At 36.3% G+C, this 13,824-nt stretch carries 12 protein-coding genes; 11 read left to right on the top strand and 1 reads right to left on the bottom strand.

Going from position 1 to position 13,824, the window contains the following annotated elements:
• Window positions 1-13 precede the first annotated feature (13 nt).
• Window positions 14-817 carry a 5'-nucleotidase C-terminal domain-containing protein gene (locus tag CCAND38_RS00425; RefSeq protein WP_231549979.1) on the bottom strand — a complete coding sequence of 268 codons (804 nt, stop codon included), beginning with the start codon at window positions 815-817 and terminating at the stop codon, window positions 14-16.
• A gap of 49 nt (window positions 818-866) precedes the next feature.
• Here CCAND38_RS00425 and CCAND38_RS00420 point away from each other — a divergent pair, with 49 nt between their 5' ends.
• The 11 genes from CCAND38_RS00420 (at window position 867) to CCAND38_RS00370 (ending at window position 13,822) form a co-directional block, all read left to right on the top strand.
• Window positions 867-1,382 (top strand): DUF6913 domain-containing protein, encoded by a 516-nt coding sequence (locus CCAND38_RS00420; RefSeq protein WP_231549978.1) that lies wholly within the window; start codon window positions 867-869, stop codon window positions 1,380-1,382.
• Window positions 1,383-1,389: 7 nt separating this feature from the next.
• Window positions 1,390-2,259 carry a 4-hydroxy-tetrahydrodipicolinate synthase gene (gene dapA, locus CCAND38_RS00415; protein ID WP_042342924.1) on the top strand — a complete coding sequence of 290 codons (870 nt, stop codon included), beginning with the start codon at window positions 1,390-1,392 and terminating at the stop codon, window positions 2,257-2,259.
• A gap of 165 nt (window positions 2,260-2,424) precedes the next feature.
• Entirely contained in the window at window positions 2,425-3,372 is a 948-nt protein-coding gene (gene fmt, locus CCAND38_RS00410) for a methionyl-tRNA formyltransferase (protein ID WP_042342923.1), read from the top strand.
• A gap of 111 nt (window positions 3,373-3,483) precedes the next feature.
• Window positions 3,484-4,488, top strand: coding sequence for a M28 family metallopeptidase (locus CCAND38_RS00405; protein ID WP_042342920.1), 1,005 nt, complete (start codon window positions 3,484-3,486; stop codon window positions 4,486-4,488).
• A gap of 5 nt (window positions 4,489-4,493) precedes the next feature.
• The gene (gene ggt / locus CCAND38_RS00400; protein WP_042342919.1) at window positions 4,494-6,194 is read left to right on the top strand and encodes a gamma-glutamyltransferase; all 1,701 of its coding nucleotides are present in this window, start codon (window positions 4,494-4,496) and stop codon (window positions 6,192-6,194) included.
• A gap of 67 nt (window positions 6,195-6,261) precedes the next feature.
• Window positions 6,262-7,167 (top strand): tyrosine-type recombinase/integrase, encoded by a 906-nt coding sequence (locus tag CCAND38_RS00395; RefSeq protein WP_042008055.1) that lies wholly within the window; start codon window positions 6,262-6,264, stop codon window positions 7,165-7,167.
• Between the two features lie 37 nt (window positions 7,168-7,204).
• Window positions 7,205-7,495 (top strand): ribosome hibernation-promoting factor, HPF/YfiA family, encoded by a 291-nt coding sequence (gene hpf / locus CCAND38_RS00390; RefSeq protein WP_042342916.1) that lies wholly within the window; start codon window positions 7,205-7,207, stop codon window positions 7,493-7,495.
• A gap of 94 nt (window positions 7,496-7,589) precedes the next feature.
• The gene (locus CCAND38_RS00385; protein ID WP_042342915.1) at window positions 7,590-8,777 is read left to right on the top strand and encodes an OmpA family protein; all 1,188 of its coding nucleotides are present in this window, start codon (window positions 7,590-7,592) and stop codon (window positions 8,775-8,777) included.
• 110 nt (window positions 8,778-8,887) lie between these two features.
• Complete coding sequence (locus CCAND38_RS00380; RefSeq protein ID WP_042342914.1) at window positions 8,888-11,317, top strand: glycoside hydrolase family 95 protein; 2,430 nt, start codon at window positions 8,888-8,890, stop codon at window positions 11,315-11,317.
• A 9-nt stretch (window positions 11,318-11,326) separates the two neighbouring features.
• Entirely contained in the window at window positions 11,327-12,550 is a 1,224-nt protein-coding gene (gene pepT, locus CCAND38_RS00375; protein ID WP_042342912.1) for a peptidase T, read from the top strand.
• Between the two features lie 261 nt (window positions 12,551-12,811).
• A complete protein-coding gene (locus CCAND38_RS00370) occupies window positions 12,812-13,822 on the top strand; it encodes a hypothetical protein (RefSeq protein WP_042008065.1) in 1,011 nt (336 codons plus the stop codon).
• Window positions 13,823-13,824 lie beyond the last annotated feature (2 nt).

The raw sequence follows: 13,824 nt of genomic DNA, 5'->3' as shown, positions 1-13,824 counted from the left end.
CTCCTCTTCTTCCCTATTCTTTAATTCGCTCTACTCGATTGTCTTTTGTGAAATGAAGCGTATCTACTTTGGTGAAATAGTCAATAAGTACGTTACGGATTGCATAATCCGTTTCGTAAACGCTCACCGGATCTTGAAAAAAAAGCATCCCATCACCCATATGCATCAGATAGTCTGATGTAGCAACAATGTAAGTAGCGTTCAAATCAAGAGGTTTTCCATTGATAGTAAACAACTTAACATCGCCTTTATGAGTCATTTTTAAATTCACTTGCTTTGAAATAGGATGTGGTCGTTTGCCTTTATGGAGATATTCTGCAATTTCAAGCACCTTATTACCTTTAATTTCCAAACACACGAACTTATTTTCAAAAGGCATCAACCTATAAGCTGTTCCAATAGTAACTTCCCCTTGAGGCAAATCGGAGCGAATACCTCCCCAGTTCAAAAGAACAAAATCAATATTTTTGCCTGTTCTTTTAAAATAGGTTGGATTTAACATTTCATACGAAACATCTGCCATAAAATTAGCAATCGCCGCATTAGCTTCGTTTTCTTCCTTTCCTTTCTCCAATGCAACTAAGTTATAAGCCAATTTAACAGCCATTTCCTTTTGGATATGTTTACGAAAAGGACTTATAAAACTATCTATTTCAGTATCTTCTGAAATTTGGTTATCAATTTCAATGCTTTTTGCTTCAATGTGTGTGAGTTGCTGTTTTTTATCACCACATGACGATAAAAAACAAAATGTTGCAAAACCAACAAAAAAAAGTCGTTGATATTGGAATAAGTTTTTCATAAATGATATTTTCATAATATTTTATTTTTTATATTTGCATTCAGACCGTAAAGATAAAATAATTTTGGAATTTCTAAAAACATATTACGTAAAAAAACGCATCCAACGAAACATAGAAGAGCTAAAATCCTTTTCTTCAAGGTTTGACAATGGAATCGTGAAAATAGGATGCCTCATTGATATGGATGTGATTAAGGACATCGATCCTCTTTTACAATTGACAAAATTCTATGGAGTACGCCCTGAAAATTATATTTTTTTAGGATATAAACGAAAATCGGACGAAACCCATGCTAATGGAGTTCCTTTTTTAACGGACAGAGAAATTAATTGGCAAGGGAAAATACGTAACTATCATGCTGACAGACTTGCTGAGCAGGAGTATGATGTACTGATAAACTATTTCAATGAACCTAAACTCGCACTGTTATTGCTTTCGTCATCTATCAAAGCAAAATTACGAATTGGTTTTCAAGGTATTGATATGACTTACAATGACATCATCATCAATTGTAAACTTGAAGAGGAAAATATCTTCATTGAAGAGACTAAAAAAGTTTTGGAAACGATATTAAAATAAAACAGACATGGAACAACTAAAAGGAACAGGAGTGGCTCTAATTACTCCATTTACAGCCGATAATAAAGTAGATACTGAAGCATTAGCTAAGATTGTGGACTATGTAATTGATGGAGGTGTAGAGTTCATCGTGGCATTAGGAACTACCAGTGAAGCTCCTACTTTAACCAAAGAAGAGAAAAAATTGGTATGCAAAACAATCATTGAGGCAAATAAAAAACGAGTTCCTTTGGTAATTGGTATCGGAGGAAATAACACCCAAGAGGTTATACAACAAATAAAGGAAACTGACCTCTCCGATTTTGTAGCTATTTTGTCTGTTACGCCATATTACAACAAACCCTCACAGAATGGACTGTACGCTCACTTTGCTGAAATTGCAAAAAATGCTCCACTGCCATTGATTCTCTATAATGTTCCAGGGCGCACAGGTGTTTCAATGTCGGCGGAGGTTACTGTTCGTCTAGCAAAAGAGTTTAAAAATATCGTAGCTGTGAAAGAAGCCTCAGGCGATTTAGTGCTATGTATGAAAATATTACGCGAAAAACTTACCAATTTTACTTTCCTATCCGGAGATGACATGACTACGTTACCATCGGTGTACATGGGAGGAAGCGGAGTAATTTCGGTGGTAGCTATTGCATTTCCAAAGGAATTTTCAGATATGGTTCGCTTCGGAAGAACGGGTAACATTCAAAAAGCCAATGAGTTGCAGTACAAACTAATTGAAAAAATACATTTAACATTCAAAGAAGGAAATCCTGCAGGTATAAAGGCCTATTTAGCATCTAAGGGATTGTGTAAACCTCATGTTCGCTTACCTTTAGTTGAGGCTTCTGATAGTTTAAAGGCTGAAATTCAGGCTTCTTTACAGTAATTTTATACATTAATATCTACTTAACAAACAATAAGTTACATTTGCCATAACTGATAAACTTATCCGAGAGAAAAACTTTCATAATGCTCTCATTATGAACTTATAGGGAGATGAAAACAGTTTTTTGAAACAACCTCCTAATAGTTCTTCTTTTAATATCAAAACATGAAAAATTTAAGAATCGTATTTATGGGTACGCCAGACTTTGCTCTGGAGACTTTAAAGCAGTTAGTTGAAAATCAATACAATATCGTAGGTGTTGTCACCATTGCTGACAAACCTGCTGGTCGTGGACAAAAATTACACTCATCTCCCGTAAAAATATATGCAGAAAGTCAACAAATTCCGGTTTTGCAACCGACAAATTTGAAAGATGAGAATTTCATAAAATCACTCAAAGATTTGGAGCCCGATTTGCAAATAGTGGTCGCTTTTCGGATGCTTCCGAAGGTAGTTTGGCAACTTCCAAAATGCGGAACGTTTAATTTACATGCTTCATTATTACCTCATTACAGAGGTTCAGCTCCTATCAACTGGGCAATCATCAACGGAGAACAAAAAACGGGGGTGACTACCTTTTTTATTGATGAAAAGATTGATACAGGGGCTATAATCATGCAAACAGAAACTCCCATATCAGACCGAGAAACCGCAGGTTCATTACACGATAAACTGATGGTACAGGGAGCTGCTTTGGTATTAAAAACGGTCGATACTATACAAAAAGGAAACTGCCTCCCGAAGCAACAACCTATGAATGAAACTTTTACTGAAGCTCCAAAAATTTTCAAAGAAACTTGTAAAATTAACTGGCAAACCGAAGGAATCGCCATAGAAAGACTCATCCGAGGGATGAGCCCGTATCCAACAGCTTGGACGCTCTTGCGTCAAAACGAAATAGAAATGAACATCAAAATCTATGATGCCATTTTTATGGAAAAGGCTCACGACCTTCCGTTTGGAAAAGTTACCTCCGAGAAGAAAGAAATTCATATAGCCGTAAAAAAAGGATATATTAATGTGCTTGAACTCCAAATCCCCGGAAAAAAACGAATGAAAGCCTCTGATTTACTTAACGGATTTTCTTTTAACGAAGAGGCTATATTTCATTGATTTATATTGACTTATATAAATATACCACACTTTCTAAAACATAAAATATACACAATGAATCGCAATAAGTTTTCAGATATAAATAATGACAAATCTTAATTACCAAAAACTATGAAATACATTGCTTTATTTTTTACATTGATTATCGCATTGAATGTCAATGCCCAAAAACCAATACAAAAAGGATTTCAAGCCATTGACCGCAAAAAAGCTGAAGCTCATATTGAGTTTTTAGCAAATGACCTTTTAGAAGGTCGCGAATCAGGGTTTCGAGGGGGACGAATTGCTCGAGAATACATCGTCGCTCAACTCAAACAATACGGCATAGAACCCTTATTATCTTCAAATAACTACCTACAACACTTTACTGCTTACCGACCTGAAAACTCGGCTCGTGAACCGAAACGATACACGGTTACTGACTCGATAATCACACGTTTACAGAAAACTTTCCACGTTCGTTTGGAAATGGCTAATGTTTTAGGAATGATTCGAGGTAAAAAGGAAAATGAGTACGTTATCGTGGGTGCGCATTACGACCATTTGGGAATGGATGCAAATTTATTTGGTGACAATATATACAACGGTGCAGACGACAATGCTTCGGGAGTGTCAGCCGTACTGCAATTGGCAAAGGCTTTCAAAGAATCGGGAGAAAAACCTGAGCGAACCATTATTTTCGCTTTTTGGGATGGAGAGGAGCGAGGGCTTCTTGGTTCACAATATTTCATCGACAAATGCTCTTTTAGAGATAATATAAAGTCCTATTTGAATTATGACATGATTGGGCGTAATAATCGTCCTGCCGAACCAAAACATGTGGTGTATTTCTATACGGCTTCATTCCCTATTTTTGAAACATGGTTGAAACAAGATTTAAAAAGCTACAAACTTGATTTAGAACCTGATTACCGAGCTTGGGATAATCCTGTCGGTGGAAGTGATAATGGTTCATTTGCTAAGTATAAAATCCCAATTGTATGGTTTCATACCGATGGACATCCAGATTATCACAAACCTACTGACCATGCCGATCGCTTAAATTGGGATAAAATCATAGAAATTACACGTGCTTCTTATTTGATAATGTGGAAATTAGCCAACGATAAATATTGACAAAGATGAAAAAATCGGTCTTTCTTTTAAGTTTATTACTTCTTTTTTTGCAATGCAATTCACCTCAAATCACTGAAAAAGAGAAAGTCTATGGTTTACTGGCTAAAAATGCAATGGTCGTAAGCGCCAAGGAAGAGGCTTCAAAAATAGGAGTAGCCATAATGCAAAAAGGAGGCAATGCGTTCGATGCAATGATAGCTGTAGAACTAGCTTTGGCTGTGGCATATCCCAATGCAGGAAACATTGGCGGAGGCGGATTTATGGTTTACCGCTTAGCTGATGGGAAAACAGGAGCGCTGGATTATCGTGAAAAAGCTCCTTCGGGTGCAACTAAAGATATGTATTTGGATAGCAAAGGAGAGGTTATTGAACACAAAAGCACACTTGGTGCGTTGGCAATAGGCATCCCTGGAACTATTGACGGACTTTTTGAAGTTCATCAAAAATTAGGTTCATTACCTTTTGCTGAATTAGTACAACCTGCTATTGATTTAGCTCGTAATGGAGTAGTTATTACCGAATTACAAGCCAATGGATACATGAACAAAAATATAGAACTAATCAAAAAAGCTAACAACTACCCTACCCCTTTTGACAATGGATGGACGGCAGGTCAAGTAGTCAAATACGAAGATTTGGCAAAGACTTTAGAACGGATTCGTGACAATGGACGAGATGAGTTTTACAAAGGAGAAACTGCCAAACGGATAGTGGATTACGTACAGGAATTGGGGGGCATTATCACCCATGATGATTTGGCAAACTACAAAGCTCAGTGGCGAACCCCAATTTCGTTTCAATACAAAGATTTTAACATCATCTCCATGACCTTACCTTCGAGCGGAGGAATCTGTTTAGCTCAAATATTGAAAATGATAGAACCTTATGATATTGGTAATTATCCTCACAATCAAACAGAATACATCCAACTTTTAACCGAAGCCGAACGCCGTGCTTATGCCGATAGAGCCCACTATCTGGGAGATATAGATTTCGTACGAGTTTCATTAGATAGCCTACTCAATCCAAATTACCTAACATACAGAATGTCAGATTTTTCATGGGATAAAGCCAGTCGTTCATCGGAAATAAGTCATGGAAAATTATCATCTTACGAAAGTGAAGAAACCACTCATTATTCCATTGTAGATTCTTATGGAAATGCCGTAGCTGTAACAACAACACTAAACACGAATTACGGCTCCAAAGTATATGTTAAGGGAGCAGGTTTTTTCCTTAACAATGAAATGGATGATTTCAGTATCAAACCAGGCGTCCCTAATGTTTACGGATTAGTCGGTTCAGAAGCTAATGCAATAGCTCCTAACAAACGTATGCTAAGTTCTATGACCCCTACCATTGTGGAACATAACGGAAAACTCAAAATGGTCATCGGTACTCCAGGTGGATCAACTATTATTACCTCTGTCCTACAGAATATTCTGAACGTAATTGAATTTGGAATGACGATGCAAGAAGCTGTAAATCAACCACGTTTTCATCACCAATGGTTACCCGATGAAGTAAAGTTAGAACCTAAAGGATTTGATCGAAAAACAGTCGAAGAACTTATGGGTAAAGGGTATCTTATCAAGGAAGAAGATAACATTATAATAGGTAAAGTAGATGCCATTTTAGTACATCCGAACGGAGAATTAGAGGGCGGAGCTGATCCTAGAGGGGATGATACGGCAATCGGTTTCTAACCTAAAAATCAACAATGTATTCACTCTTTCTATAATAATATATATATCACTACATAACTATAAAACAATGTCTGTCAGTGCTTTCATAAACTATCTTACCATAGAGCGAAATTATTCCACAAACACTGTGGAAGCGTACAAACATGACCTGATATCATTTGAAAAATTTCTAAACGAACTAAATCCTAAAGAAAACCAAAATATCGAAAATGCCCAACAAGAAGACTTAAAAAAATGGATTATACATTTAACTGAGCAAAACATCACTTTTAAAACCGTCAATCGGAAATTGGCAGCCTTGAGAACTTACTTTTCTTTTCTGAAAAAATCAAGTCAAATTGAAGTAAGCCCTTTTGAAAAAGGAATTCCCTCGTTGAAGACAGAAAAAAACATAAAACTTCCCTTTTCTGAAGATGAAGTAAAAAAAGTACTGTCGCTATGTGAAGACAAAAATTGTTTTGAGGCTATTCGAAATCATGCCATTATAGAAACGCTTTACAGCACGGGTATACGTCGTTTCGAATTAATCAATTTACAATTGAAAGACATTGATTTTGGTTCGCATCAACTAAAAGTATTAGGAAAACGCAACAAAGAGCGCCTCATACCAATGCTTCCTGAGTTAGAAAAATCATTGAAAGAATATCTATTTGTACGACAAGAAGTTGCAAATTCAGAAAGTGAAAATTATTTATTTTTACTGAAAAATGGAAAAAAAATTTACGAAACACTTGTTTATCGCATAATTAATTCGTACTTTAGCACAATAACAACAAAGAAAAACGTAAGCCCTCATGTATTGAGGCACTCATTTGCAAGTCATTTATTGGACGGAGGAGCAGATTTGAACACTGTTAAAGAGCTGTTAGGACATTCCAGTTTGGCGAGTACCCAAGTTTATACTAATAGTAGTTTAGCAGAATTGAAAAAGCAGTACAACGGAGCTCATCCTCGAGCAATAAAAAATGAATAAATAAAAAAGTTGTTTAACCTTTTATAAAATTAAAGTTATGAAAGTACACGTACATCCAGTAGATTTTACTATTGACCAAAAATTGGTTGATTTTATCCAAAAAAAGTTAGATAAGTTAGACCTCTTCTATGATAAAATAATCGAAGCAGATGTCCATCTAAAATTAGAAAACACAAGCGCTAAAGAAAATAAAATTGTAGAAATTAAGGTTCATGTTCCGGGTGAAAGTTTCGTCGTAAAGAAACAATTTAAGTCTTTTGAGGAAGGAGTAGATGCATCTGTAGTTCCCTTGGAGCGAATGTTGTTAAAATACAAAGAAAAACGTTAAATATGACAAAATTTTTTCTCTAATTTTCAAATTAGTATTATTTTTGCTACCCCACAACAAAAAGCAGTATTAATTTATATAAAAAACGAGAAAAATGAAAAAAAAGATTTTTACTTTAGGAATATTTGCCTTAGCAATAGTTTCTGTAAAAGCTCAAGAAGATTACAACAAATGGTCAATTGACTTACAAGGGGGTGTTAACAGCCCTTTGGTTGAAATGTCTGAAGGCTATTCAACTTCAACACTTAGCCCATGGAACGTGAGCGGTGGTGTTCGCTATATGTTCAACAATAAGTTTGGTCTTCGCTTAGGTGGAGGATACGATTCTTTCAAGAATAAGGACAATACACCAAAGTTTGAATCAAACCTATGGAATGTTAATTTACAAGGAATTGCGAACATAGGTCGTGTTTTAGGCTTTGAAGAATGGACGAGTGATTTAGGATTGTTGGCTCATGCAGGTGTTGGATACGGTCAGCTAAAGGCAGATGCTTTCTCAGGTAAGGATCAAGTAGCTTTCGGCGTTGTTGGTTTAACCCCTCAGTTGCGTATTTCTAACAGAATTACGTTAGTTGTTGACGGTTCTTTTTACTTTAACGGAAAACAAGACAGAACGTTTGATGGCTTTACAGCAACTCAAAATAAAGCAATTCAGGGAATTAACTTTGTAACTACTGTCGGCCTACAGTTTGCTATCGGAAAACATGGAAAACACGCTGATTGGCATAGTATTGCAACTGAAAAATCAAATTTGAATGACCGTATAGCAGCGTTAGAGAAAGATGTAGCTGGTTTACAGAAAGAAGTGGCTAAAAAAGAAAATAAAATGAACGATGCTAACGGAAATAATATTCCTGATGAAATCGAAAACTACTTGAATGAAAACTACGCTACAAAGAACAGTGTATCTCACTCGGGTGAAATCAATAGCGACACAGCTAGTGATTTAATACGAAAAGGATATATTAACGTTTACTTTGATTTCAACTCAAGCAAACCTCAGTCTTATTCAATTTGGGCTGCTGATTTTGTTGCTAAATTCTTGAAAGAAAACCCAAGTTCAAGGGTAAATGTTGTAGGTTTTGCAGATGAGTTAGGAGGAACAAATTACAACCAAAGTTTATCTAAGAAAAGAGCTGACACTGTTAAACAATTGTTGATTGACTCTGGAATTAATGCTTCAAGAATTACCTCTGAAGGAAGAGGGGAAGATAAAAGTGTTAACAAAAACTCTGCTCAGGCACGTCAAATTGTTCGCAAAGCCACTTTCGAATTGAAATAGTTCATATGAAAGAATAAATTGAAAAACCGATTAGAAATTTCTAATCGGTTTTTTTGCTATTTGTGGTAAAAAGTCATAAATTTGGGTGCTAATTTTCTAATTAAGTAACAATGAAAAAATCATTTGTATGTTTAGCGTTTTTCATCTGTTATGTGGTAAACGCTCAAAAACAAGACGTTTCGGTGGTATTCAACGAATCGGCCAAGCATTTCACGGAAAGCCTTCCTATCGGAAACGGACGCTTAGGAGCAATGATTTTCGGAAAAACTGATGTGGAACGCATCGTTTTAAACGAAATCTCACTTTGGTCAGGAGGACATCAGGAGTCTGATAACCCAAATGCCAATGCCTATCTGAAAGAAATCCAACAATTACTTTTTGAAGGAAAAAATCTCCAGGCACAAGAATTACTTCAAAAGCATTTTGTATCTGAAGGACGTGGGTCTTGTCATGGGAATGGCATGAAATGTCACTACGGTTGTTATCAAATATTAGCAGATCTTACCTTGGATTGGCAAAACTCTTCTCCGGTAAAAAATTATAAACGAATTTTAGATCTTGAGAAAGCTATTGCCACCACCTCCTTTGAACGTGATAATAACCAAATTCAACAAATTGCTTTCGCTGATTTTAAAAACGACATTTTATGGATTAAAATTTCTGCATCGAATCCCTTACAACTTAACGTAGCTCTTTCGCGTAAGGAAAATGCTTCCGTTTCATATCAAGGGAACCAAATCATCATGAGTGGAACGTTGCCTAATGAAACTGAAAAGGGAATGAGGTTTGCTTCAGTCGTAGAGGTGGAAGCAGATGGAGTTTTAGAACAAAATAATGATTGTTTAGTTGTCAACAATTCAAAAAACATTATTTTAAAAATAAGTGCTTCAACAAATTACGATCATAATACAGGGAAATTATCTTCAGAAAACGTGGTAGAAAAAGCACATTCATACCTACATAAAAGTGCATCATTTGAGGCTGCCTTATCTGATAGTCAAAAAAAATATCAGGAAGTTTTCAATCGCAATCGTTGGTATATGCCAAGTAGCATTCTTACTGAAAATTTCACTACACATGAACGATTACACCGCTTTTATAAAGGCGAAAATGATCCTTTATTACCTGTTTTGTACTACAATTTTGGGCGTTATCTACTGATTTGCTCGTCACGACCTGGATTGTTACCAGCGAATCTGCAAGGGTTGTGGGCTGAGGAGTATCAAACGCCTTGGAATGGTGATTATCATTTAAATATCAACGTACAGATGAATTATTGGTTAGCTGAGCAAACTAATTTATCCGATTTAGCTGAGCCTTTGCATCGTTTCACTAAAAACCTAATGGAGAATGGGAAAAAAACGGCTAAGGCTTATTACAATGCTAACGGATGGGTAGCTCACGTGATTAGCAATCCTTGGTTTTTCACCTCTCCAGGCGAAGGAGCAAGTTGGGGTTCGACACTTACGGGAGGAGCTTGGCTTTGTGAACATATCTGGGAGCATTACAAATTCACTCAGGATATTAACTTCTTACGAGAATACTATCCAACTTTAAAAGAATCAGCTCATTTTTTTGAAGATATTTTAGTGAAAGATCCTCAAACAAATTTTTGGGTTACTTCTCCTTCAAATTCTCCTGAACACGGATATGTACTTCCAGAATTAAAAGATGGAAAAAAACAAGTTGGATTCACTTGCATGGGGCCTACAATGGACATGCAAATTCTTAGAGAATTATTTTCCAACACCTTAAAAGCGTCCCAATTATTGGGTGTCGACAAAGAAAAACACTCTCAATGGCGAGATATAATTAAAAACACAGCACCAAACACTATCGGAAAAGATGGTGATTTGAACGAATGGTTGGACGATTGGGAGGACTCTGACCCTAAACACCGTCATGTATCACATCTCTACGGGCTATATCCGTATGATGAAATAACCCCTTGGGACACGCCTGAACTCGCCGAAGCTTCTCGCAAAACTTTAAACATACGTGGTGATGCTGGAACAGGTTGGTCCAAGGCTTGGAAAATAAATTTCTGGGCAAGATTACAAGATGGTGATCATGCCCTTACACTGATTCGGCAGCTATTAAAACCTACTGAAATTAGTTCAAATAACTGGAGAGATGGTGGAACGTACGCTAATCTATTTTGTGCTCATCCTCCGTTTCAAATTGATGGAAACTTTGGAGGAACGGCTGGAATTTCAGAAATGCTTTTACAAAGTCACGGAAAAGACAATGTTATCCGAATTTTACCTGCTCTGCCAAGCCATCCTGACTGGAAAAATGGAGAAATGAAAGGAATGAAGGCAAGAAATAACTTTGAAGTTAGCTTTTCTTGGGAAGATCACAATCTTAAAGAGGCGGAAATCATCTCCTTAAGCGGAAGTACATGCTATGTGATGCTTCCTGCTGGTAAAAGTATATATCTAAAAACGAATAATAAACTTAAAAGAGTCGTTAAATCTTCTAAAACAAACAAAAAAATAGGTTTTAAAACTAAGAAAAATCAGATTTATATAATAAAATAGTTAATCCATATGCAAAAATTAGTAGAACGTTTCATTACGTACATAAAAACAGACACACAATCTGACCCTGAAAGTCAAACTACTCCAAGTACAGAAAAACAATGGAACTTGGCTCGATTCTTAGCCGAAGAACTACAACAAATTGGCATGGAAGAGGTTACCATTGATGAAAATTCATATGTAATGGCAACTTTACCATCAAACGTTGATTATGAAGTACCAACCATTGGATTTATTGCTCATTTCGACACTTCGCCTGACTTCTCGGGAGAAAACGTAAATCCTCAATTTATTGAAAATTATGATGGAAGCGACATCGTACTGAACAAAGAAAAAAACATAGTACTTTCCCCTTCATATTTTGAAGACCTATTGCTTTACAAAGGACAAACAATTATCACTACAGATGGAACTACCTTATTAGGGGCTGACGACAAAGCAGGAATTGCAGAAATTGTTACCGCTATGGAATATTTGATACAACATCCTGAAATTAAGCATGGTAAAATCCGTGTTGGATTCACCCCTGACGAAGAAATTGGACGTGGAGCCCACAAGTTTGATGTGGAAAAATTTGGCGCCGACTGGGCTTACACCATGGATGGAAGTCAAATCGGAGAATTGGAATACGAAAGCTTTAATGCTGCGATGGCAAAAGTGTATTTCAAAGGGAAAAGCGTACATCCTGGTTATGCGAAAAACAAAATGGTCAATTCCTTGTTGATTGCCAACAAGTTTATATCAATGTTGCCTGAAAATGAAATCCCACAAGAAACTTCAGGCAGAGAAGGATTTTTTCACGTAATGGATATAACAGGCGACATTGAAAACACAACTGTGCAACTTATCATCCGTGACCACGACCGTCAGTTATTCGAAAAACGAAAAGAAACTATAAAACAAATTGTTGAGGAATTAAACAAAACTCATAAAGATGCTGTTACGGTAGAAATCAAAGACCAATATTTCAACATGCGTGAAAAAATTGAACCTGTTTTTCATATTGTAGAAGTAGCCGAAAAAGCGATGAAAGAACTGGGAATCACCCCTATTATCAAGCCTATTCGTGGCGGAACAGATGGTTCGCAACTGAGCTTTATGGGGTTACCTTGTCCGAATATTTTTGCCGGAGGACATAATTTCCACGGGAAATTTGAATATGTTCCTGTAGAAAGTTTGGAAAAAGCTACACAAGTAATTGTAAATATTGCAAAATTAGTAGCTAAAAAGTAAAACAGCTAATTTCCAACATATTAATTATAAAGGCTTTCCGAAAAGTTTTTCTTATTGTACCACTATTTAAGAGCGTTTAAATATCAACAGCTTAGGATATTGCTTACTGCTCCGGGGTACGTCGTATTAACTTTTCAGGAAGCCTATTCTTTATTCCAAAAAACTATGGATTACTTTTGTTCAAATTTTGGCACAGATATTGTTGATTTATTAGTGAAGTCTATGATTTCAACATGAAGTGAAATTTTTAAATTCAGTATTATGAAAAAGTATAACAAAATCAGAGTTCTTGCGGTGAGAAGTTTTTTAGTGATGTTACCGTTGCTTTTGGCTTCCTGTGGTTCTTATTACACATATTACGATGACGGAATCTATGGAGAGCGTCCATCGGTACGATATGTAGAAGTTGTGGAGCATCGTCCTGCACAGCAAACAATAGTTGTACGCGAGAATAAATACAGTAATTACTTCCGAGATAAGGCTCAACAGTTTACCCCTGATGACAATTATACCGTGTTTACTGATGTAGATAACTATTCATCAAACACTTATACAGAAAATGGAAGACAAGCGTACGCTGGTTGGGGAGACAATCCTTCACAAGTGACTGTAAATATTTATGATTATAATAGCTATTGGTACGATCCTTATTATCGCTACAATTCTTATTGGGGATATGGAGCTTGGTATCCGACACCTTATTATGGAGGTTACTACCCATATTACAGAAACAGAGGAACCTGGGGATTTTCAATAGGCTGGGGTTGGGGATATTATGAACGCTATTACCACCCTTATCATTATGGATATTATCCTTACTATGGAGGCTATTATAACTATCCTTACTACGGAAGGAAGTACTATCAATCCAGAGATTATTATTACAATCCCAACGATTCAAATAGAAGAAATAATAACGGTTATTATGGAAGAGGGCGTGCTATTGTGAGGGAAAACTCACGTTATGGCGATTCAAATCGTTACTATAACTATGAGAATTCACGAAATACACAAGGCAACTACAATAACCGAAGTACAGTTCCTTCACGTGGATATAACAATGGTCATAATAATCAAACTGATAGACAAGTAACATCACAACAAAACGGTAATTCAAGAACTATTTACTCAAGAGGATATGAAAATAGGAACTATAATAATTCCTCTCCGAGTACAAACCGAAATTACAATAATTCAGGATATTCAAGAGATAATAACTCTTCCTCAGGAAGCAGTGGTGGAGGTGGACATAGAAGTTCCAGCCGTAGATAGCG

It is taken from the genome of Capnocytophaga canis (assembly GCF_000827555.1).
Lineage (GTDB): Bacteria > Bacteroidota > Bacteroidia > Flavobacteriales > Flavobacteriaceae > Capnocytophaga > Capnocytophaga canis.
This window is presented reverse-complemented; position numbering and strand designations above follow the sequence as displayed.